Here is a 23,619-nt window from a genome sequence, read left to right on the forward strand (position 1 = left end):
ACGATCATACAGGGGTTGAAGTTCCTACTATTGTCCTGTACTCTTGTCTGTGAAGAGAATTCATTGGATAAAGATAATAAATACGAAAATAAACGGAAGGAGTGAGGTTTTGTCCAAAATACGAAATCGATTACAAAACTATTTACTTGGAACAAGCCTTCAGAAAAAGCTCATTATCCTATTCCTTCCGTTGGCTATAATCCCCCTATCCATTCTGGGAACCTTCTCCTATTACAAATCGTCACAGGTCGTTCAAACGCAAGTGAGCAAGACGATTCTTGAAAGCTTGTCTCAAGTGAATTACAGCTTGAATTATTTCGTGAAAGATATCGAACAGTTGACCATGTATATTTATAGTAATAGAGAAATACAAGATATACTGTCGAAAGATCAGGGCAGAACGTTAGCGGAGAAGCAGCAGGATGAGAAAAGGGTGAATGATATTCTCGATACCTTCCTGGGTTTCAAAAACTGGAATATCGCCATATACTTGCTCGGGGAGAACGGGGATCGTTATTTTACAGGCAACCTTCTTCCTAGTCAGTACGACGATTATAACTTGAATTGGGGATTGTTTCGTAAAATGCGGCTAGCAGGCGGCAATATCATATGGGATACGCATTACAGTATGAAGAAGACAGAGGATTTTGGCATTGTTTTAAGCAGTGGCAGGCAGCTGAAGAAGATTGAAACGAACAAACCGCTTGGTTTCATGGTCGTGGATATTATGGAAAATGCTTTGGCTGACAAGTATAACAAGGCCCATTTACAGCCTGGCGGACAAATGCTGCTGTTGGATCGCAATGGGTATGTCATTTCGAGTACGCCATCCAAACATATCGTGGGAACGAAGTTAAACGAACCTTATTTAGATAAAGTCTTATCAGGTAACAAAGGTTTTTTCGAGCCAGCCAGCAAAGATTCTGCGCCTGTTATGGTCGTTTACGATACGTCTGAGATTACGGGATTCAAGCTGGTTAGTATTGTACCGGTTGCCGTTTTGACAAAGGAAAGCAGCAGCATCCGTAATTTGATGTTATTTATTATGATCTTGTTCGGCGTAGTGTCCTGCTGGGTTGCCTATGTGTTATCGGTGACGATTACAAACCCGCTGCGGAAGCTGAAATCGCTGATGTATCTGGTGGAAAACGGCAACATGGACGTCGCATTTTCTTCCAAATATAGGGATGAAGTCGGGCAGTTAGGTCTTAGTTTTAATAAAATGGTACAGCGGATCAAGCAGTTGATCGATGAGGTCTACAAGAAGCAATTGATGTTGAAGGAGGCGGAAATCAAGGCGATTCATGCCCAGTTCAACCCGCATTTTCTCTATAATGCCTTGGATTCGATCAATTGGATGGCACGTATTCATAAAATAACGGATATTAGTCAAACAGTTATTTCACTTGGAGAGCTGCTGCGGTTTAGTATCCGCAAAGGACAACCCTTCATCCAAGTGAAGGAAGATATGCATCAAATCCGTAACTTTCTTTTCATTCAACAGATGCGCTACGGGGATAAGCTGGAAGTCGAGATTCATATCGATGAAGAAATCGAATCCTTATATACGCTCAAACTGCTGATTCAACCGATCGTGGAAAATGCCATCACGCATGGATTAGAGATCAAACCAGGAAAAGGGCAGCTTTCCATTAGGGGATGGCGGGTAGAGGAATATGTGCGCTTCGAAATCCGAGACAACGGTGTAGGGATGTCATCCGATATGGTGGAGCGTATCCTAAGTGGCAAATACGTATCGGATAGTGAGCAGAATACGGGTATTGGACTGGAAAACTCGATGAAGCGGCTTCAGCTTTATTTCGGCTCAAACTATCGTTTCGAAATCGAGAGTGAGATTATGCAAGGAACGACTATTCTTATCGAAATTCCCATCATGCGCTCAGGAGAGGATCATCGTGTATAACCTATTCATCGTGGAGGATGAGTGGCTCGTCTTGCAAGGACTGAAACTGACCATTCCTTGGGAAGAAATGCGCTGCACCTTGATTGGCGAAGCAAGAGACGGACAAGCAGGTTTAGAAGGAATTCTAGCTAACCCGCCAGATATCCTACTGACGGATATTCGGATGCCTGCGATGGACGGCATTCAGCTTGCTGAGAAAGTGGCGGAGCTGCTGCCGCAAGTGAAAATTGTATTTCTTACCGGCTTCGATGATTTTATATATGCCCAGAAGGCAGTTAAGCTGGGGGCTGCTGATTTTGTCCTCAAGCCAACCAATCCAGACGAACTCATCCAAGTTATTGGACGCATTACGTCAAAGCTCGATGAGGAACGCCAATTGCAATCACAGCAGGAGCGATTGAAGCTTAAGTATGGATGGGAGAAGCCGCTGATTGAAGAAAAGGTTCTCTATGATCTAATGCTGGATTATGCGGGGACGCTTGAAAAAGAATGGTTTGTAGAATACGGCACGGGGTTAGAACATACAGATGGCGGAGTTGTTATCCCTCCATATCGCGTTGTATTGCTGCAAATGGACGGTCTTAAAGACATGGGGACTGACAGCCGCCAGCTGCGAGATCAGATCAAGGAACGGATCAAAGAGCTGTCCACCCTTACTTTGGTGCGAATAAACGAGACGCGGTATGCGTTTTTGGCCAATCGGCAAATCGAGCGAGGCAATCTCGCCGACTTATTTGATAGCCTAATGGTGTTATTATCTTCTTTTGCGCAAAGATGTGTTTTAACGGTAAGCCATTCGTTTACAACGATAGATATGATTCCGGCTGCCTATATTCAAGCCATGCGTGCCATGTATCAAACTGTCTTTTTAGGTGGCGAGAAAATGATTTGGTTTGAGGATATCGAAAGGCTGCAAGAAACAGTGAGTGTCAATCACACCGTGCTGAAGGAATTGATCGAATTAGTCAAATGGGGAAATCCTTCATCCATCGAAGCCCAAACCGGGTTGTGGTATTCGCATCTCATACACCTCCATGCAGATGGATTTACGGCAAGAAGAAGCTTTTTCGAATTTATCGTAACGTTAAATTCCCTCCTACTGCGAGATAGCGAATTGCATAACATTGTTATCGATAGCGGGTTTCTCTTAACATCAGCTGAGCGGGTGGATGACTCTCTAGAACAATGGCTGATTCGCTTAAACGATACGTTATTTGAGTGGAACCGGCAATGTGCGGAGCTATCCGATCCGCAAAAGAAGAGCGGATTCGAGGAGATCGAGTTGTTTATCCGAGAGCATTATGCGGAGGATATTTCTCTTCAAGGTATCGCAGAGCGCTACCATATGAGTGAAAGTTACTTCAGCCGGCTGTTCAAAAAGCAGGTTGGAACCAGTTTTCTCGAATACGTGACTTTGATACGTGTAGGACAAGCAAAGGAGCTTCTTACGAATCCTCGTCTTAGAATTTATGAGGTCTCCGTACAAGTCGGTTACCAGGATCAGCGATATTTCAGCCAACTTTTTCGCAAGTATACAGGGGAAACTCCTACCGAGTTTCGCAAACGGCTCGGGATTGAGAGCCTTCCGCTATAGGCATAATAGGAATTCTCCACTTATTGACTGGTGGAGTTTTTATTTTGAACAAAAATTTCAACAAATACGAAAATTCGTCACATTGAGAGTGCTTTCATCTAAACGTATAGTAAAACTAGAAAGATAAAGACACAAATCATATGGAGGGTTAACAAAATGAAAAAATCACTAACCAGTCTTCTATCCCTGCTGCTTGTCGGTTCTCTGATCGGATGCGGTGCAAAAGAGACCCCAACAGCAAAACCTGCCGAATCTTCTGCACAACCTACGACTAGTCAACCCTCACCAAAAACGGGCGGTAAGCTTACCTTGTATTCCCCGAATGCAGCTGAGCTCAATAACCCAATTATTAAGGAGTTTCAGGATCGTACAGGCATTGAGGTACAGTTGATTTCCGGTGGTACAGGTGACCTCTTGAAGCGTGTACAAGCCGAGGCTGCTAATCCGCTGGGCGATATATTTTGGGCTGGCGGTGCTGATTCTCTTGAAGCCTATAAAAAATATTTTGAACCTTATAAAATAAAGGAATACGACAATATTTCTCCGCAATATGTAGACAAAAACAACGTATGGACACCATTTGCCGCACTGCCAATGATCATTATGTACAACAAAGAATTGGTTAAAGCAGGCGAAGAGCCTAAGGGCTGGACGGATCTATTGGATCCGAAGTGGAAAGGGAAGATTGCTTATGCGGATCCTGCAAAGTCCGGTTCTTCCTATACGCAATTAATCACCATGCTGACAGCAAACGGGAAAGACCAAGGTTGGGGTTTTATTAAGAAGTTTGTAACTAACCTTGATGGTAAAGTATTGTCAGGTTCAGGCCAGGTTTATAAAGGGGTAGCTGACAAAGAATTTGCGCTTGGAGTTACGCTTGAAGAAGCAGCGTATCGTTATGTGGAAGGCGGCGCCAAAGTCGGCATTATTTATCCATCCGAAGGAACTTCAGCTGTTCCCGATGGAGCTGCAGTCATCAAAGGCGCTAAAAACATGGAAGATGCGAAGAAATTTATCGATTTCCTAGTAAGTAAAGACGTGCAGTCTCTCATTCAAAAGGAATTCAAACGCCGTTCCGTCCGTAAGGATGCAGAAGTGATTCAAGGTATTGCACAAGCCAAAGATATCAAGCTCGTCGACTATGATTTTGATTGGGCTTCCAGCAAGAAAGATGAAAATATTAAACGTTTCGGCAAAATTGTTTCTGGACAAGAATAAGGATTTTGATCAAATGAGCGGTGCCTTACTTTAACGGTCTAGGCACCTTTTTTTAGACATCGGAGGTAAATAACATGCAAAAAATCGTCTTTGACCACGTGACCAAATATTTCGGAACCGCCAAGGCGGTCAATGATGCTCATTTCACAATCCAAGAAGGGGAATTCTTCACCCTACTGGGTCCAAGCGGATGCGGAAAAACTACGCTGCTGCGTACAATTGCCGGCTTCTACCGTCAAGAAGAAGGCGATATTTACTTCGGCGACCGCAAGATTAATGATGTGCCGACACATGAAAGAAACATTGGGATGGTTTTTCAAAACTATGCGATTTTTCCTCATATGACTGTGTTTGAAAACGTGGCTTATGGATTAAAGGCTCGGAATGTGAATAAGAAAGAAACGGAACAGCGCGTCATGGAAGCGCTAGAGATGGTTCAGCTGCAGCACTTACGGGATCGTGTTCCTTCTAATATGAGCGGCGGTCAGCAGCAGCGGATTGCATTGGCACGGGCTATCGTTATTCGTCCAGGCTTGTTATTAATGGATGAACCATTGTCCAACCTTGACGCCAAATTACGTATCAAGATGAGATCGGACATTCGCAGGCTCCAAAAAGAACTGAACATCACTACAATTTACGTAACGCATGATCAGGAAGAAGCTTTGGCTGTTTCCGACCGCATTGCCGTTATGAGTGAAGGTATCATTCAACAAATTGCGCCTCCAGAGGACATCTATGCCTATCCGGCTAACCAATTTGTAGCCAACTTCATCGGTACATCGAACTTTATCGAGGCTCAGTGCCGCGGGAGTAAAAGTGATCCAAATGAAGCAGAGATTCAATTGCTCGGAACGTCCTTCCGGCTGCCTATCTTGAAGTCATACGAAGGGAAATCACTGTTCTCTCTGCGTCCCGAGCGTATTCGGCTTGAATCCGAGAACACAGGCGAGCATTTAATTCGAGGTACTGTCGAATCCGTTACGTTCCTTGGCGAAAAAGTAAGCTATTTAATCGAGCTTCCAAATGGTTTTGTAATCGACGTTCAAGAGCATGCTGTTGAGCCTCATCAGCTGCGTAAGGTGAAGCAAGTTGTTTATGTGAATTTACAACTGGATAAAGCAACGATGTTTGATGAAAGCGGCAAGGAGGCGGTCTACCGTGCAAGCCGTTAAGAGAAGCCGGTGGTTCTCCTTCAAACAATGGGACTTCTGGTCTTGGGTGACATTGTTTGTGTATCTCTTTTTACTCGCTTTTATCGTATACCCTTTGTTCTCCTTATTGTTCAACAGTTTTTTTAATGACCAAGGGATGTTCTCATTAGCCAATTATGCGAATTTCATCAAGTTGAAGTACTATTACAGCGCTCTTTGGAACAGTTTGAAGGTATCTGTTCTTACAACTGTGTTTTCTATCCTAATAGGTGTTCCACTTGCCTATATCACGACTCGCTACAACGTGAAATTTAAAGGTATTATTCAAATTCTTGTTATTATGTCCCTACTTTCTCCTCCTTTTATCGGAGCCTATTCTTGGATTTTGATGTTGGGGAATAACGGTTTTCTAACACGCTTCCTGCATGATATCGGGATTCCATTTTCCTCTATTTATGGGTGGAAGGGCATTGTGTTCGTCTTTACGCTTCAGTTCTATCCGCATATTTATTTGTATGTTTCAGGCGCATTGAAAACGATTGATACTTCGCTCGAAGAGGCAGCAGAAAGCTTGGGTCGTTCAAGCTTCCACAGGCTGCGCACCGTTACGATTCCGTTGATTTTTCCTACACTTTCAGCTGGTGCATTAATGGTGTTTATGGCGTCATTTGCAGATTTTGGTACGCCGATGCTGCTGGGCCAAGGTTTCAAAGTGTTGCCAATCTTAGCTTATGAGCAGTTCATCAGCGAGATGGGTGGAAACCCCGCCATGGCTAGTACGTTAAGTGTGATCCTTATCATTTGTTCTACGAGTATTTTGTTTCTACAACGATACTTTGTCTCCCGCAAAAATTATACGATGACGGGTATGCGTACACCGAAAGTAGAAATACTGGGGCCGCTGAAAAAATGGTTATTTACTGGATTTGCTTTGTTGGTCGCATGTGTATCGATTATTCCTCAGGCGACGGTCATTGTGACCTCCTTCATCAAAACCAAAGGACCGGTATTTCAAAGCGGATTTAGTTTAAATAGTTATAAAGAAATTTTGTTCCGCGTACCCAAAGCGATCTTGAATACGTACACCTACTCTCTTATATCCATCGTGATCATGGTTGTCATGGGGATGCTAGTTGCCTACGTGTTGGTGCGCAGGAAATCGAAGCTGACAGCGATGCTCGATTCCTTGATCATGATACCGTATGTCATGCCGGGAACTGTTTTGGGGATCAGCATGATCATTGCTTTTAATAAGCCTCCTGTGGTGCTGACAGGGACATGGGTTATTCTGGTCATCGCTTATGTGGTGCGCAAGCTGCCATACACGATTCGTTCCAGTACGGCGATCTTGTATCAATTGGACCGCAGCGTTGAGGAAGCTTCGATCAGCCTTGGTGTTCCACCGATGAAGACGTTCTTCAAGACCACGGGACGTTTGATGGCACCCGGCGTATTGTCCGGAGCCATTCTGAGCTGGGTCACGACCATTAATGAATTAAGTTCTACGATTGTACTTTACTACGGGGCGACAGCAACCATTACCGTGACAATTTATAGCGAGGTATTTACAGCAAACTACGGTACAGGTGCAGCTCTGGCATCGATCCTGTCCCTTACCACGTTAATTTCCTTGATCATAGCTAATAAGCTCAGCAAGAAGGGGCTGCAGCTGTAACAGCTTGAGTGAGAAGCTTCTTTTATGAACGCTCATGTTTTTGGGAACTTGTCGTGCTACAATGAAAATGATTGTCATGATGAGCTTACCGGGAGGAACCATGAAGCGAAATAGATGGATAATTTGGGGCATAGCGATACAACTGATCCTTATCATTGCTGCTTCTTTTATGTTTAACTATAAGAAATCGACGACTACAAGCGAAGAATCCGTTCGTGGAACGGCTCTAACCATCTGGGTTTATAGTCAAGGCTTGGAAACTTCAATTAATGAGTTTCATCAAGCTTATCCCAATATTGATGTGGATGTGAGATACTTCCGCTCGAGTGATCAATTATTTACGGAATTAATGGCAGCCATATCTGCTAATGCGGCGCCACAGCTTGCTGAAATTAAGAGCTTTTATGGGATTGCCCAGCTTGTGGATGCCGGAGCGGTGCTTCCCGTAGATAATTTATCCATACCAGAATGGAAGAAATTGCAGCCTACGTTTACCGAGCCTTTCCATTACTCAGACCTGGATTGGGCGGTGCCGATCGGTGGAAGCATACCTATGCTTTATTACCGGGAGGAACTGCTCAAGAACTCTCAAAAGGGCTCTTTTACCGGATGGGGTGAAGTGTCGAATGCGGCAATGGAAACAAATCTGATTGGGAACGACGAAGGTATGAAAGGACACGGGGGAATTGCCATCGACAAGGAATTGCCTTGGTATCTGGAGAGCTTAAACGTTAAGGGCAGCCATGGCGATACGGAGGAATATGGGAAGTTCGACTCTGCAATTTCGATGTGGGGAGAGTGGGTTCATAACTTGAAAATGATGAAGCCGCTCACTCATCGTCGGGCTGCGAGTGATTTTATTAATGGAAAAATCGGTCTATTCCTAAGTTCTTCTGAACAACTAACGACGGTAGAACGATATATTGGCGGTAAGTTCCAATATAATGCCCAGTGGTTACCTGGTCTGGAACAACAGGGAATTGTGCCTAGCATCGATGGGATGGTTGTTTTAAATTCAACACAAACCAAAGTGAAGGCGGCTAACAGCTTTATTTCTTATATGATCCATGAGACCACACAAAATGATTTATGGCGCAGCAATGGTTTAATTCCTTCGCGGTCCGATGTTCTACTGAAGCTTCAAGAAGAAGGTCAGTGGAATGCGAGTCAAAAGATGATGCTTGATTCGGTGCGTATGTTCTCGGCCAAGAGGCCTGCAAAGATGGACTTCGAACGGTGGAGCTACACACAATCCATGCTGGAGCAATTAGAACAGGATCCAAACGATGCGAAGGAAAAGCATTTTGAGGAAGAATACGAGACTTGGCTTCTCAAATAGACGAAGAAATTACAGACATGAGATGAAGGTGGCGTACAACTATGCATGTAGAAAAACTATCCTTACCGGGCAGCGGTGAATGGAATGAAGATGCACTTGTTGAGAATGAACAGTTACATTTATTTGGGGTATTGGACGGTGCAACTTCTCTGCATCCCTTTCGTGGTCCTAACAACGAAACGGGGGGATACTTGGCCTCACAAGTGATCAAACAGTATTTGGAGTCGCTGCTAGCGGAGGATGTTGCTGATTTGGATCTCAAGCAGCTGGTTATCCAAGCTAATATCCGATTAAGGGAGAAAATGGAAGCGGCGGGCATCCATACATCGGATAAAGCTGCTTTATGGACGAGTTCTCTCGCTCTCATCCGAATTGAGGATAACTATATCGATTATGCACAGGTTGGAGATTGTATGATCGTGGCTGTTTATCAGGACGGGTCGCTTCGGACGATATCGCGCGATCAGGTTGCACATATTGATCTAGAGTCCAAACACATTTGGGAGCAAGGCATCGAGAAGGGCATTGTGAAGCGAGAGGACCTTTGGGAACTCGTTAAACCGATCATTTTGCAAAATAAATCAAAGATGAATACGATGGCTGGCTACTCTGTGATGAGCGGTGAACCGCATCTGGCCGAATTCATCGAATACGGTAGAATCAACCGAATTCAGTTGAAGTCATTGCTGCTTGTTACCGACGGGCTTTTCCCGCATACAGAACGTGGAGGCGAGCCGATTGACGTCATTCAGGAGCTGACTACCTCCATTACCAATAGCACATTGGCCGATTATGCGGATTGGTTGTTCAATCTTGAATTAAACGATAAGGATTGCCAGCGTTACCCTCGTTTCAAGGTTTCGGATGATAAAACAGGGATTTGGATTCAGTTTGAATAGCATAAGCAGCCATTTTATATTTTATTACTAGAAGGTAGTTGATATATGAGATTATCTGTCGGGAAAAAAATCATGCTAGGGATTGCCATCATTTTTGTATTGATGCTTGTCATGGCGCTATTTTCAATCAACCGAATGAATATCATGAAGGAACGGATTGATTCCATAACGGCTGTCTCTTTGCCCGGCGTAGAGTTAATCAATGAGTTGAATTTTGAGGTAGAGCATGTCATGCGCTTGACCGTCATGCATCTAGATGAGACGCTTAAGACCGGTAAAGACAGACAGGAAAGCAGTATTGCTCTCGTATACCGAAAAATTGATCAGACATTGGCCGAGTATGAAAAAAAGGCTGTCATAGAAGAAGATCGCAAAAATCTGGATGAATTTAAAGGAAAATGGATCGAATTTAAAGACGTCAATAAACAGACTTTAGAAGCAAGTCAAGCTAAAAATGGCGCCAAGGCTGCGCAATTGCTTGCACAAGCGGAAGAGTTGAATGTGACGATACAAGCTATCTTTGACAAAATGAAAATATACAACGACAGCGAGGCTGTCCATGCAACGGATGAAGCAATCGGCGCCTTCTCTTCAGCGAAGACGGGGCTGACCTTATTGTTGATCTTTAGCTTGCTAACAGCTGCAGCTGTCATTGTGAGTGTTCATCTTCTAGTTTCCAAAACCTTACATAAGGTAACTTCCCATATCGTTCAAGTAGCCAAAGGGGAACTAGATGTCCAGCCTTTAAAAGTAAAAAGCAAGGACGAGCTGGGGCAATTGGCCAAGGCAGCAAACGACATGGTCGTTCATTTGAGGGAAACTCTGCTGCAAACGTCAACAACCTCCGCTCAGGTCGCTGCTTTATCGGAAGAGCTTGCAGTAAGTGCTAATCAAACAGCTGCCTCTTCGAGACAAGTTGCCACCGCCGTTCAAGAAGTTGCTGGAGGGGCAGCTGATCAGCTCATCAGTACGGAAGAAGCAGCTAAGGCGATGGAAGAAATGGCGATAGGAATCGGACGAATTGCAGAGACGTCTTCCGTCGTTTCGGAAAAGTCTGTTGAAACCTCGACACAGGCTGAGCAAGGAAATGAAGCTATCCGTCAAGTAGTTGCTCAAATGGGATTCATTCAAGATTCAGCAACCACAACAGCAGATTTTGTTGGGCGGCTTGGGCAGCGATCAGAGGAAATTGGCGCGATTGTATCGATGATATCTGACATTGCAACCCAGACGAACTTACTGGCACTGAATGCCTCCATCGAAGCAGCAAGAGCGGGTGCAGGAGGAAGAGGGTTCGCGGTCGTCGCGAATGAAGTGAAAAAATTATCTGCACAATCCAGTTCATCCGCTAACGAAATTGCTGCATTAATCCATGAAATTCAATCAGAAACAAGGCTTGCTGTAGAAGCCATACAATCCGTTACTCGTGAAGTTACGATAGGTATCTCTGTGGCTGATACGACTAGTGAAAAGTTCGGCTCTATACTCGATTCCATTCAGCATATCAACAACGAAATTCAAGAGGTTTCAGCGATCTCAGAGCAAATGGCCGCCTCATCCGAGCAAATCACTGCATCTATTATTTCAACTGCATCGATTGCTAGAAATGCTAATGATAATACCCAGTCTGTAGCCAACGCATCTGATCGGCAGTTGCTTTCCATGGAAGGTATTTCCTCATCTGCCTCACATCTGTCTGGTATGGCTGAAAGCTTGCAGCACTTGATCCTTAAGTTCAAGCTGTAATTTCAAACCATCTAAGAACAAGTTGAACTCAAAAAAGCGCGCACCGATAAGTATCGGCACACGCTTTTTGAGTTTATTTCTATTAGTCAAATCGTTGTTTCCAATTACTTCACTGTCTTATTATAAGCGCCAATTTTCTCTGTGATGCTCTTCGCCGCTGCATCCAGCGCTTCCTTCGGAGCCTTCTTACCTGTAAGAGCTTCTTCGACCGCTGTTTCTACAAGCTGACGCGCTTCTGGGAATACACCCATTACAGCACCTTGTGTGGCTTTATTAGCTTTTGTATTGTGCAGTTGATCAATGGCAGTTTGGAATTGCGGATATTTGGTAAAGTTATCTTTCACCAGCTGCTCGTCGTAGGCTTTCTTCGTAATTGGGAAGTAGCCAGTGTTGACATGCCACCAAGCTTGTGTTTGTGGGGTGGTCAGGAATTTAATAAATTCCCATGCGCCTTTTTGCTCAGCTTCGGATTTGTTGTTCAAGATGTAGAGACTTGCGCCACCGACAACAACACCGCCATCCTTTGCATCAGCTGGTTTAGGGAGTGTGCTGGTTCCGACTTGGAATTTACCGTCAGCACCGCTCACTATCCCGCGTAGTGAAGCTGTGGAATCTAAAGTCATAGCGACTTGGCCAGCCAAGAACGCTTTCTTCGTATCATCCGTCTTCCGTCCTAGGTTAGAAGCTGTTTTGTTGTCGACCATTTGCTTCCACCACGTTAAAGTCTTTACGCCTGAATCACTATTGACCATGGATTCCGTAGCTGCTGCCGTACGACCGTTACCATTGTTCAGGTATTCGGCGCCTTGTCCGGCAAAGAATTGCTCCATGAACCAACCATAGATGGCGAAGGAAGCGCCTGCTTTACCGTCTTTGCTTAATGCTTGAGAAGCTTTGGCGACATCTTCAAAGGTCGTTGGCGGCTTTTCAGGATCGAGACCGGCAGCTTTAAACATATCTTTGTTGTAATAAAGGATCGGATTCGATGTGTTGAAAGGCATGGAATACAGTTTGCCATCGAATTTATAGTAATTCAAAATATTGTCTTCAAGCTGGGAGAGATCGAATTTATCAGCATCGACATACTTTTGGACGGGTGTAATGGCCTTGGAATCGATCATGAAACGGGAGCCGATTTCGTATACTTGAATAAGTGAAGGACCGCTTTTGGTATCCATGGAAGCTTTCATTTTATTTAAGCTTTCATCGTATGTGCCTTGAAAAACAGCTTCAACTTGTACATCTTTTTGGTAAGCGTTGAAGTCTGCAACAAGTTTATCTACGGCTTTGCCGAGCTCACCGCTCATGGAGTGCCACCAGATCACTTTAACCGGTTCAGTCGATTTTTTCGTATCTGCGGCAGCAGGAGAAGCGGATGATTTAGTATCTGCAGTACTGCCTGATGTAGTTGTTTCAGCTTTGCCGCAAGCACTAGTCAGCAACATCATAAGTGCTGTTAATGCGATAGATGTACTTCTCATTTTCAATGTTTTCATTTTTTTTGTTTCTCTCCCTCTTATTGTTTCTATATTTATGGAATCTGGTTCAGCTTATTGCTGAACAGAGCAACCATCTTGCATGGGGACTAACCTTTCACAGCACCAGCAGTAAGTCCTCGAACGAGCTGCTTCAAACCGAGTACTAGAAGCAATAGAGAAGGCAGCAAGACAATAGTTACACCTGCTAAGACCAAGTTCCAAACGGTTAATTCTTCGAATTGGAGCATGGCGATGCCAATTTGAACCGTTCGCTTTGCCTCGCTGTTCGTAATGAGAAGCGGCCATAAGTAACTGTTCCACGAGCTAAGGAATGCATAGACAGCTAGTGTTGCAAGTGCCGGTCGACCTAGGGGCAGCACAATTCGGAAAAAGCAGCGAAAGTGCCCACAGCCATCAATCCGTGCTGCTTCGAACAGCTCCTTAGGCAGCTGTAAGAAAAATTGGCGCAGCAGAAAGGTGCCGAAAGCAGTCGCCAGGAATGGAACAGTTAATCCTTGAATGCTATCGAGCCAGTCCCACTTTTTAACCGTCAAATAGTTTGGAATGATGGTGACCTCCCATGGAATCATCATGGTGGCCATGAATATCGCGAAAATAGTCGCTTTACCCTTGAAACGAATATTAGCAAAAGCGTAAGCGGCCATGCTGGATGTAATGAGCTGTCCAGCCGTAATGATGATCGAGACGACCAAACTGTTGGCAATAAATTTGCCGATGGGGACTAATTTGAATACGGCGACGATACTGCCGATATAAAAGCTGCTTGGCCAGAAACGGGGCGGATAGGCCGATGCTTCCTCAGGTGTCATGAAGGCTGCGGTAAACGTATAAAAAATAGGATACAGCACGAGTGCAGCTAAGATGATCAGCAGAACATAGACGAATGTATTTTGTAATCGATGCGTCATTGATAGTGCACATTCCTTTCAAAAACTTTAAATTGCACAATGGTGAAAATAAGGATGATCGTAAACAAGACAAGGGCTTGTGCACTACCAGTCCCGAATCGGAAGTTGATGAAGGCATCCTGATACAGGCTGTATACAAGGACATCTGTGGAATTAACAGGACCGCCTTTGGTCAAAATGTGAATCTGTCCGAAGGACTGAAATGCTCCTATAATCGAGACAATGGTGACGAAGAACACTGTCGGTGAAAGCAAAGGGAAGATGATTTGGATAAAGGTACGGAATGGATCTGATCCGTCGATTTTAGCGCTATCATAGATCTCTTCTGGAATTCCTTGCAGTCCGCTTAGAAGTACGATGTAGTTAAAGCCGAGATTCATCCAAACCGTCATCATAGAGACGGAAAGCAGTGCCCATCTTGGATCTGTTAACCAAGCCACTGGTTCTAAACCGACAACGCTAAGTAAGTAATTCAACATCCCTACACTCGGGTGAAATAGCATCATCCAGATCACCGCAGAGGTTCCTACGGAAAGAACAACAGGTAGCGAGAATATGAATTGAAAGATTCGCATTCCTTTTAAGTGATTATGTGTAAGTGCGGCGAGCAAAAGCGCAAGAACAATGCCGGTTGGCACAGTAAGAAGTGTAAAAAGACCTGTGACTTCTAAACTTTTATAGAATCGCTCGGAAGTGAAGATAGCAATGAAGTTATCGAAACCAACATAAGAAGCTACTCTGCCTCGCGGATCCGTTTCGTGAACGCTCAGATAAAAGGTTTGAATTAGGGGGTAGAATAGAAAGATCGCAAACAGCAAGAGCGAAGGGAATAAGAAAACATAACCAAGCAGCGTTTCGGCCAATTTCTGGTTGATCAGCGCACGGGGAGGTTGCCCCACTTTTGCAGTTGGTTTAGTTGTTGTTGTTGAAAGCGGCAAATCTCTATCTATCGTATTCATGCGGTGCTCCTTCACGAACGTTATTAGACTAGTAATATGTTATTAGCTTAACGATGCTTTATTTGACCCGTGTTAAATAGAGATTAATAATTTGTATATTTTTCCATATATTTACGTAGCCTTTACGAATAAACTACTGGGCAAGAACGAGTCATTTCCTTTATAATTTGAGCATAGTAGAAGCTTACATGTGGGGAGTGTCATACAATGAACAAACAAAAACCGATCGTAATTGGTCATCGCGGAGCGGCTGGGGAAGCGCCGGAAAATACGCTAGCTTCTTTTGCCTTAGCTGTAGAGCAAGGGGCAGAGGGCATCGAACTAGATGTACATATAACAAAAGATGGAGAGATTGTCGTCTGCCATGATGGTACGCTGGATCGGACGACGAATGGTTCCGGACTTATTTGCGCTCACAGTTGGAGTGATTTGAAGTCGTTGGATGCTGGGGCTTGGTTCTCAGAGGCTTTCAGGGGGGAACGGTTACCGCTTCTGCGTGAAGTATTCGATTTATTGCCGCGAGGGTTCTTCATTAATGTGGAAGTGAAGCATGCTTATGAAGGGCGAATGGAGAAGGCGCTTCTAGCATTTTTGCGTGAAAGCGGCAGAATGGAAGATGTGGTCATTTCTTCTTTCGATCACAAGGTGATTCGCAGGATTAAGCAGGCTGAGCCTGAGGTGAAGGTAGGTCTGTTGTACGCTGCAAACCTTATTGATCATGCAGCTTATGCTGGGCAAATGGGTGTAGACGTGTTTTCGTTGCATCCCCATCACCATTGCATAGAACAAGAAGATGTTGCAGCGGCAATAGCTTCTGGGCTTGCTGTTTATCCTTACACGGTAAATGACTTGGCAGATTATCATAGGATGCTAGCTTCCGGTATTTCAGGAATAATTACCGATTACCCAGCAAGGCTAAGGGAGCTATTGGACCTGTAGTATGGTAGAATATGGGTATCAAAGTTTGGAAGGGGAAACGTATGAGCGAGAACAGCTTAACTCAAATTGTGCAAATCTCAGTAAATGCAGCTGACATTCCAAGAGCCGTTGCTTTTTACCGCGACACATTAGGCATGAAGTTTTTGTTTCAAGCTTCTCAAATGGCTTTTTTTGATTGCAGTGGCATTCGATTGATGCTAAGCCTTCCAGAAAAACCTGAATTTAATCATCCAAGCTCTGTTATTTATTATAACGTTGAGGATATTAAGCAGGTGTATGAGGCTTTTCTAGAACGAGGTGTGTCTTTTATTAGTGAGCCGCATGTGGTAGCTAATATGGGCAGCTTCGATATTTGGATGGCTTTCTTCCGTGATACAGAAGGAAATACCTTGGCGATTACAAGTGACGTTCCTAATGGGAAATAAAATGTTTTTAGAGAGAGGCCTTTGCAGTTAGATGCATGGGTCTTTTTTTCATTGATAGCTTCATTGGCGGAACGAGAGGTCGCTATTTTGATGTTTTTGACGAAAACAACCAACTTGCGGAACGTCAGTTCGCTATTTCGCTCAAATCCTATTCAATCAAGCGAAAAAAGGGGAAATAGCGAATCGACGTTCCTCCTCGAGCCGGAAAACGGCTATTTTTAAATAAATAACGAACTGACGTTCCGTCTGTTGAACATATTGCACGAAAATCTAAACCAATCGTTCCTTCTTAGGAGGGAAGGTTGTATGGAAATAAACAAATAAATCATTATTTTCAAGACGTTAGTGTCATAGAAAATAAATCCTCCAAGAGCGGGTACTACGCAAAGTTAGTACTATCAGATTCCAGGCAGATGCATACAATGGAATTATGATCAGGTATTAAGAGAAGCCCAAAAAAGCTTATGCGTACGAATCCAGTTTAGCAAAAAGCAAAGCTCAGCCGATGCTTACGAAGATAGCTTTGCTAAAAGCAAAGCTCTTAGGAGGAGTCCCAATGATCAAATGGTTGTTTGTTGCTCTGTTAAAGCTGTTACTTCCCTTGTTGCGTCCCGCTTTGATGACAAGCTTTAAGGTTAAAGTTAGTGGGATGGAGCGGCTCGATATGACGGAGAAAACGGTGCTAATTCCTAATCATGTCTCATTGTTGGATGCTGTATTTTTAGCACTGATACTCCCGAAGGAAGTGGCATTTGTTGTTAACACAAGGATTGCGAAGCGTTTTGCGTGGCTGCTCCTTTTTCGGATGCATATTTCGGTAGATCCGTTGAACCCCTACTCTGTGCGGAAGATGTTGAAAACCGTGCAAAGCGGAATACCGCTTGTTGTTTTTCCAGAAGGACGAATCACAACAACGGGGGGCATGATGAAAGTATATGGCGGGATTGGTTACATCGCAATGAGATCACAAGCACGCATGCTGCCAATTGCGATTAATGGATTGGAGTATTCAAAGTTATCCTATCTTCGCGGCAAATTGAAGCAATTCTGGTTTCCGGCAGTGAGCATCACGTTTGGCGAAGCTTTTCAAGTGCCGATGAGTGAACAAATCTCTAGGCGAGTTCAGAAGGAGCAAGCAACGGATATCATTCGAAACCGCATGCAGAATCATTTGCTGGAAAGCCGAATGAAGCCTGAGCTTAATTTATTCAATGAGCTGCTGACAGCTGCCAAATTTCATGGCAATTCTAAAGTAATTTGTGAAGATATCATAAGTGATTCCGCTTTAACATACCGTAAATTACTGCTCACAACGTATACGATGGCGGGGCTTCTAAAGCGGCTTCTTAAGGATGAGAGCCGTGCTGCAGTTCTATTGCCTAATGCTGCGGCACACGTAGTCACCTTGTTTACATTATTCCGATTAGGAGTGACACCGGCGGTATTGAATTATTCGGCGGGGAAGCAGACGATGTTGGATGCATGCGAAACAGCCACTGTGAAGACGATTATTACGTCCAAAGCGTTCATCGACAAAGCGGGACTTGCCGATTTTATCCATACTGCTAGTGGAGCTTTCAAGATTGTTTATCTCGAAGATGTGAAACAAAGTATCACTTTTAAACATAAATGTGCCGGTATTTTTCAATATGTAAGGAAAGTTCACGGACCAGTGGGCTCCGGAAAGAACGAGGTTGTACTTTTTACATCAGGAAGTGAAAGTAAACCGAAGGGGGTCGTCCTTACACACCGCAATGTGTTTGCTAATATTCAGCAGGCCAAATCTGTAATTGCCTTTAACGGGTCGGATATTGTGCTTGGCGCGATGCCGATGTTTCATTCCTTTGGATTGACGGCTGGAACGATGCTGCCCCTACTTTCCGGTATGAAAGTGGTGCTTTACCCTAATCCCTTGCATTATAAAGTCATTCCGGAGTTAGTCTACGACCGCAATATTACGATTCTGTTTGGGACGTCAACGTTTCTATCGGCTTATGCAAGAACCGCGCATCCGTATGATTTTGCCTATTCCCTCAAATATGTCGTGGCCGGTGCTGAGAAATTGAAGGAGGAAGTCCGTCAAACCTGGTCTGAAAAATTTGGAATTCGTATTCTGGAGGGGTATGGCACAACAGAGACAGCGCCTGTCATTTCGCTTAACACACCCATGTTTGCAAAGAAAGGCACAGTGGGGAGAGTACTGCCAGGTATGGAATACCGTTTGGAAAAGGTGGAAGGAATTGAGCTTGGCGGCAACTTGTTGGTGAAGGGGCCGAATGTGATGAAAGGGTACCTCATTCATGGTCAGGGTTTCGTCCCGTGCCCAGAATGGTATAGCTGCGGAGATGTTGTTCAAATAGATGACCAAGGGTATATCTCGATCCAAGCAAGAGTGCAGTCTTTTGCCAAAATTGGGGGGGAGAAGGTGTCACTGCCGATGGTGGAGGAGCTTGTGGCTGCAAGCTTGCCTCCTCAGGTAATATGCGCAGCAGTTAGTGTGCCAGATATGCGCAAAGGGGAGCGAATTGTTGTGTATCACAATATCCCCGGTATCCAGCTTCAACAGATCAGAGAATCGATGAAACAGCAGGGTCATCCCTCATTCTACATGCCTTCGGAGCTTCGTTATGTGGAAAAACTTCCTCTTCTGGGAAGCGGGAAAGTAGACTATGTGACGATCAAGCGATCGGCGTTGAAGGATGATCATGAAACCTAAAGGGAGCGAAATGTTATGAAAATGAATCCATTTCAGACACTGTATGTGACGCAATTTCTTTCCGCTTTTGCCGATAATATGATTCTCTTCATTACCCTGGCGATTATTAAACAAAATGCGTTCCCTGATTACTATATTGGCGTTGTGCAAGCCTGTTTTCTTATTGCTTTCGTCATTTTTGCACCGTTCGTTGGGGCCTTTGCAGATAAAAATCCGAAATCTCAAGTCCTTTTAGTCGGAAACGCCATCAAAGCCATTGGAATTATTGCCTTGTTCTTGCATCTGGATCCGGCTGTCAGCTACGGCATTGTCGGGATAGGAGCCGCGGTATATTCACCAGCCAAATATGGCATTCTGCCTTCGCTTACACATTCGGAAAGTGAACTGCTGAGAGCCAATGCACGTATTGAGGGCTATACGATTATGGCGATTCTCATTGGTTCTGTGTGTGGCGGAGTTTTGGCGAAAATCTCGCTTTCCGGGTCTATTGTTGCTTGCTTCGCGCTATACTTGATTTCCTTACTTTTAACGCTGCAAATTCCTAGAAATTCAGGCAATTCGAGCATTCGCTACGTCAAAGAGGCTAGGACTTTCCTAACGGACATGAAGCTCTTGTTAAAAGATCGCACGACCCGCTTTTCACTGGTAGGTACGGGCTCATTCTGGATGACTTCCTCCGTTGTCCGACTTGCGATTATCGCATGGGTGCCGGCACATTTAGGCATACAGTCTGTCGATCAGATATCGATGCTTGTAGCTGTCACAGGCATTGGGATTATGATTGGCGCACTCATGACGCCCAAATTGATTCCGGCACGCAAATATTATAATTCCTATGTATTTGGGATTGTTATGATTATCAGCATCCTGCTGTTCCCGCTTATTACTAACTTATATGTGACAATAGGACTTCTTCTTCTCGTAGGCTTCAGCGGTGGCGTATTCATCGTACCGATGAATACAGTGCTTCAAGATAAAGGGCAGGGAATGGTGGGGGCTGGCAAAACGATTGCTGTTCAAAATTTCCTGGAAAATTCCATGATGCTCGCAGGTGTAGGCCTATATACACAAATATCCAAGAATGGTTTATCACCTGATATCTCGATCACGGGAATCGCTGTTATACTAGCTGGCTTCGTAGGATACTTGATGATACAGCGTCAACGTTTGAAAATTGTTGTGTAAGTTTACCTTAATTAGTTAAGTTCCGATAACGGTTAAGGCAGAAGGTACAATCTCGATTTGAAGTGGTGTTGATCCAGCGAATTCCCCGTCCGCTTGGACGAGTAAAGGTATTTGTGTACGAAGTGAAATCGACGTCCCTTTATAGAAAGAAACAGCAGGATGATGAATATGCTTACCTTGATAAACGGTGAAAAGGATAGGCAGCAATCGGGATCGCCCTCTGCTTTGAATTACGACAATATCGGCTAAGCCGTCCTGAGGAGAAGCAGCAGGGCATATTTGTATGGAGCCACCGTAAAAGGGGATATTGGCGACAGCTGTCAGCCACATGTCAGGCAATTCATGAACCGTTCCATCAACTTCCAACCATGCTGTGCAGGGTTGATAAGTGGCGAACACTCTTAAGATCGAAATAAAGTAGGACAGTTTGCCGAGTCCAATGCGATTGAGAAATTTTTTGTAGCCAGCCTCGTTAGTCAATTTAGCCACCATACCATCGAAACCTGCCCCAATGCTATTCACAGCAATCATTCCGCTGCTTGTACGTAGAATATCAATTTGAACTTTTTTAGCCTCCGATATTGCAGCTTCTAGGGCTTGGATAGAATGTGTAGGAATGCCGTAAGCCTTGGCAAAATCGTTGCCTGTTCCAGCAGGAATGACCGCAAGTGGACAGTTTAGTCCGGTATTTTGTAATTGCCATAACCCTCCGGCAGCCTCATGAATCGTTCCATCCCCACCGATCACGATCAGCTTATCGACACGGTCTTCTTGAACAAGTGTGATGGCGTGTTCAGTGGCTTCTCCTGCCTTTGTCGTTATACTTGCCATATAAGAGATATGGTTTAACCGCAGATAAGTCTCTATTTCACTCCAAATACTAGCTCCTTTACCATCCCCGAAAGAGGATTCACGATAATTCCGATCAACTTCATTTCATTTAGCTCCGATCTAACCTGGAAATGGAATAAATTGTATGCGCATTTTCTTGATTTATGATACTTTTTACCTAATTTTGTCTTTACATCGTGAACACTGTTTTGTAGAATATACCGTAGGTTAATAAAATAATTTCATGTAAGGTTTTATCACATCGTGTAAATGAAATGGTTTAGTAGAGTACTGGACAAGTAAGTAGGACTACAAGATCTATCACTCGGGAGGAGAACGGGATACTTTGAAATTCAAAACGAAATTGAATGTGAGCAACTTGAAGAACGTAAGAAATATGAGAGCTAACCTGTCCATCCTTCGAAACCTTAAACTACGTTTTAAACTGCTTCTTATGAACGCTATCGCTATTTTGTTCCTGCTAATTGTAGGTATTACGGGTTATTTCTACATGGATAAGATGTCTAGTAATTCTACTAGAATGTACGAGGAAAGTCTGCTATCTGTCAAATGGATTAATCAATTGAAATCAAATTTTAATGAAACCGAAGCCAATCTGCTAGAGATGATGCTTTCGACTGATGTGAAATACAAGGTCAAATTAAAAGTTAAATTAGATGAAAACAGTGCCAAGAATAAAGAATTGGTTACTAAAATAGCGGGAATTGCTTTAAATCAAGAGGAAACTGACGCTTTTAAAAGCTTTGAGGCACTGAATCTGAAGTTACGTGAGGTTATAGTCAGTACGATAGAACATGCGACCCAAAATAATCAGGTTGCTTATCAAGTGTATAACAATGAGGTTTCACCTCAAGGTGTTAAAACGATTGAAGCGCTGGACAAGCTAGTTCTGCTCAAAGAGTTCGCTGCTGAACAATTTCAGCGTTCGAGCAGCGCAGACTCAAAGACGTCACACTGGGTCATTATCCTTACCATAGTTATCGCCATCATCGTAATGACAGCAAATGCACTAGCACTAAATATGATTATTACGACGCCAATTCGAAGATTGCAGGAGCATATGGAGAAAGCAGCGAGCGGTGATCTCTCTGTTAAAGGTGACTACCCTTATGAGGATGAGGTCGGTAAATTGACAGGCTCCTTTAATGTCATGACCGAAAGCTTGCGCAGCTTAGTCAAACAGATTGCTGAGAATGCGTTGACACTCTCAGCGAGTTCCGAAGAACTTCTGGCAAGTTCAGAGCAAAGCTCCATGGCTGCGAAGCAGGTAGCAACATCCAGCCAGAAGCTATCCGAAGATTTCGATAAGCAGTTTGTTGGCGTGAATCAAGCGAACGAGGCTGTTCAGCAAATGCTTACAAGTACGAAGCTCATTGATGAGTCAGCCCAAGAGGTTGCTGAGCTTGCTGAACAAGCAACCCAGGCGGCACAAAACGGCAAACAATCCGTGGTGTCAATTGCCGGTCAAATGACGGAAATCTCCGATGCAGTTCGCGAAGTGAACAATGTCATTGAAGCATTAGGCAAAAATGCATACAAAATTGGTGAGATTGTCAATGTCATCAACGAAATTTCCACACAAACGAATCTACTCTCTCTAAATGCTGCTATTGAAGCAGCTCGTGCTGGAGAAGCGGGCCGCGGGTTCGCAGTTGTTGCAGGAGAAGTGCGCAAGCTTGCTGAGCAATCTTCTTCATCTGCACGCAATATTACAGAACTTGTTTCCACGATTCAAAGACAGATCAATCACGCTGTAAGCTCCATGCATGCGGGAGCGGGCAAAGTGGAAGTTGGATTATCGATTTCGGGGAAAGCGCAAGAATCCTTCGTCCACATCGAATCCTCCGTTGAGAAAGTGAATGCGAAAGTGGAAAGTGTGAATCTGAATATTCACCAACTTGTTGATGCTAATTTACGCATAGAACAAGTAATGGGTATCGTGAGTGCTGTTTCGGAAACAGGGATTTCCGTCAGTCAAGAGACATCAGCTGCCAGTCAGCAGCAAATGTCGACGACCGAGGAAATTGAGAATTCGGCCAAATCCTTGGCCGGTCTTGCCGAGGAATTACAAATTTCTTTGCAGAAATTTACGGTGTAGAAAGATGACCGCGGGCTGTTTGCCTGCGGTTTTTTTGTTGGGGCTGCCGCGAAAGTGGATGGATTCATTGCTAAAGTGTGGGGAGCGGATGGAAGTGACTTAATAGTGAGAAAACAAGCTCAAGATCGGAGGATTCGTCCGTAACCTCCGTAATGTCTGCTGAGGCGATGAAATTCATCGCTAACGTGAAGGAAAGGTGCGAGAGTAGCGCGAGACGTCTGAAAAGGACTTCTCGGAGGCTCGTTTGCAACGAAAGTGGCGTGAGACGTCTGAAAAGGACCTCTCAGCTGATAAGTGCAGGAGAGAAAGCGGATTTGCAGCCTGAGAAGGCTGTAAAGGCGGTCTCGGACGATTGAATGGAGCGAGACGTCTGAAAAGGACCTCTCAGCTGCTGAAAGCAGGCAAGTTAGCGGATTTGCAGCCTGAGAAGGCTGCAAAGGCGGTCTCGGAAGCTCGTATGCAGCGAAAGTGGAGCGAGACGTCTGAAAA

Annotated in this window: 16 protein-coding genes and 1 pseudogene; 13 read left to right on the plus strand and 4 right to left on the minus strand. The window is 44.3% G+C overall.

Annotated elements, in window-relative coordinates:
* Window positions 1-109: 109 nt before the first annotated feature.
* The 8 genes from G519_RS0129395 to G519_RS45170 all read left to right on the plus strand — a co-directional run bounded on the left by G519_RS0129395 (window position 110) and on the right by G519_RS45170 (window position 11,549).
* Window positions 110-1,924, plus strand: a complete 1,815-nt coding sequence (locus G519_RS0129395; protein WP_029197711.1) for a sensor histidine kinase — start codon at window positions 110-112, stop codon at window positions 1,922-1,924.
* Window positions 1,917-3,518, plus strand: coding sequence for a helix-turn-helix domain-containing protein (locus G519_RS48025; RefSeq protein ID WP_029197712.1), 1,602 nt, complete (start codon window positions 1,917-1,919; stop codon window positions 3,516-3,518). Before G519_RS0129395 ends, G519_RS48025 begins: the two co-directional genes overlap by 8 nt.
* Before the next feature lie 156 nt (window positions 3,519-3,674).
* Window positions 3,675-4,736, plus strand: a complete 1,062-nt coding sequence (locus G519_RS0129405; protein WP_029197713.1) for an ABC transporter substrate-binding protein — start codon at window positions 3,675-3,677, stop codon at window positions 4,734-4,736.
* Between the two features lie 74 nt (window positions 4,737-4,810).
* The gene (locus tag G519_RS0129410) at window positions 4,811-5,911 is read left to right on the plus strand and encodes an ABC transporter ATP-binding protein (RefSeq protein WP_029197714.1); all 1,101 of its coding nucleotides are present in this window, start codon (window positions 4,811-4,813) and stop codon (window positions 5,909-5,911) included.
* Window positions 5,898-7,565: an ABC transporter permease gene (locus G519_RS0129415; RefSeq protein WP_029197715.1), complete on the plus strand. Its 1,668-nt coding sequence runs from the start codon at window positions 5,898-5,900 to the stop codon at window positions 7,563-7,565. The genes G519_RS0129410 and G519_RS0129415 overlap by 14 nt, the downstream gene beginning before the upstream one ends.
* Before the next feature lie 100 nt (window positions 7,566-7,665).
* Entirely contained in the window at window positions 7,666-8,904 is a 1,239-nt protein-coding gene (locus G519_RS0129420; RefSeq protein ID WP_029197716.1) for an extracellular solute-binding protein, read from the plus strand.
* Window positions 8,905-8,945: 41 nt separating this feature from the next.
* Window positions 8,946-9,803 carry a protein phosphatase 2C domain-containing protein gene (locus tag G519_RS0129425; protein WP_029197717.1) on the plus strand — a complete coding sequence of 286 codons (858 nt, stop codon included), beginning with the start codon at window positions 8,946-8,948 and terminating at the stop codon, window positions 9,801-9,803.
* 45 nt (window positions 9,804-9,848) lie between these two features.
* Window positions 9,849-11,549: a methyl-accepting chemotaxis protein gene (locus tag G519_RS45170; RefSeq protein WP_051253812.1), complete on the plus strand. Its 1,701-nt coding sequence runs from the start codon at window positions 9,849-9,851 to the stop codon at window positions 11,547-11,549.
* A gap of 104 nt (window positions 11,550-11,653) precedes the next feature.
* On the opposite strand, the gene G519_RS0129435 is transcribed toward G519_RS45170, so the two are convergent.
* From G519_RS0129435 to G519_RS0129445, 3 genes are all read right to left on the minus strand, one after another.
* Window positions 11,654-13,045: an ABC transporter substrate-binding protein gene (locus G519_RS0129435; protein ID WP_029197718.1), complete on the minus strand. Its 1,392-nt coding sequence runs from the start codon at window positions 13,043-13,045 to the stop codon at window positions 11,654-11,656.
* 89 nt (window positions 13,046-13,134) lie between these two features.
* A complete protein-coding gene (locus G519_RS0129440) occupies window positions 13,135-13,956 on the minus strand; it encodes a carbohydrate ABC transporter permease (RefSeq protein ID WP_029197719.1) in 822 nt (273 codons plus the stop codon).
* Window positions 13,953-14,915, minus strand: coding sequence for a carbohydrate ABC transporter permease (locus tag G519_RS0129445; protein ID WP_029197720.1), 963 nt, complete (start codon window positions 14,913-14,915; stop codon window positions 13,953-13,955). Before G519_RS0129445 ends, G519_RS0129440 begins: the two co-directional genes overlap by 4 nt.
* 207 nt (window positions 14,916-15,122) lie before the next feature.
* Between G519_RS0129445 and G519_RS0129450 the strand changes: the two genes are divergently transcribed.
* From G519_RS0129450 to lplT, 4 genes are all read left to right on the plus strand, one after another.
* Window positions 15,123-15,854, plus strand: coding sequence for a glycerophosphodiester phosphodiesterase (locus tag G519_RS0129450; RefSeq protein WP_029197721.1), 732 nt, complete (start codon window positions 15,123-15,125; stop codon window positions 15,852-15,854).
* 41 nt (window positions 15,855-15,895) lie between these two features.
* On the plus strand, window positions 15,896-16,279 hold the full coding sequence (locus G519_RS0129455; protein ID WP_029197722.1) for a VOC family protein: 384 nt from the start codon (window positions 15,896-15,898) through the stop codon (window positions 16,277-16,279).
* A gap of 556 nt (window positions 16,280-16,835) precedes the next feature.
* On the plus strand, window positions 16,836-18,995 hold the full coding sequence (locus G519_RS0129465; RefSeq protein ID WP_036634208.1) for an AMP-binding protein: 2,160 nt from the start codon (window positions 16,836-16,838) through the stop codon (window positions 18,993-18,995).
* A 15-nt stretch (window positions 18,996-19,010) separates the two neighbouring features.
* A complete protein-coding gene (gene lplT / locus G519_RS0129470) occupies window positions 19,011-20,180 on the plus strand; it encodes a lysophospholipid transporter LplT (RefSeq protein ID WP_029197724.1) in 1,170 nt (389 codons plus the stop codon).
* 15 nt (window positions 20,181-20,195) lie between these two features.
* Here the strand turns inward: lplT and G519_RS45175 are convergent.
* A pseudogene (locus G519_RS45175) lies at window positions 20,196-21,068 on the minus strand (diacylglycerol/lipid kinase family protein); the annotation flags it as partial.
* A 289-nt stretch (window positions 21,069-21,357) separates the two neighbouring features.
* On the opposite strand from G519_RS45175, the gene G519_RS0129480 reads away from it, so the two are divergent.
* Window positions 21,358-23,130: a methyl-accepting chemotaxis protein gene (locus G519_RS0129480; RefSeq protein ID WP_029197725.1), complete on the plus strand. Its 1,773-nt coding sequence runs from the start codon at window positions 21,358-21,360 to the stop codon at window positions 23,128-23,130.
* Window positions 23,131-23,619 lie beyond the last annotated feature (489 nt).

Source organism: Paenibacillus alginolyticus DSM 5050 = NBRC 15375 (assembly GCF_000422905.1).
GTDB lineage: Bacteria > Bacillota > Bacilli > Paenibacillales > NBRC-103111 > Paenibacillus_E > Paenibacillus_E alginolyticus.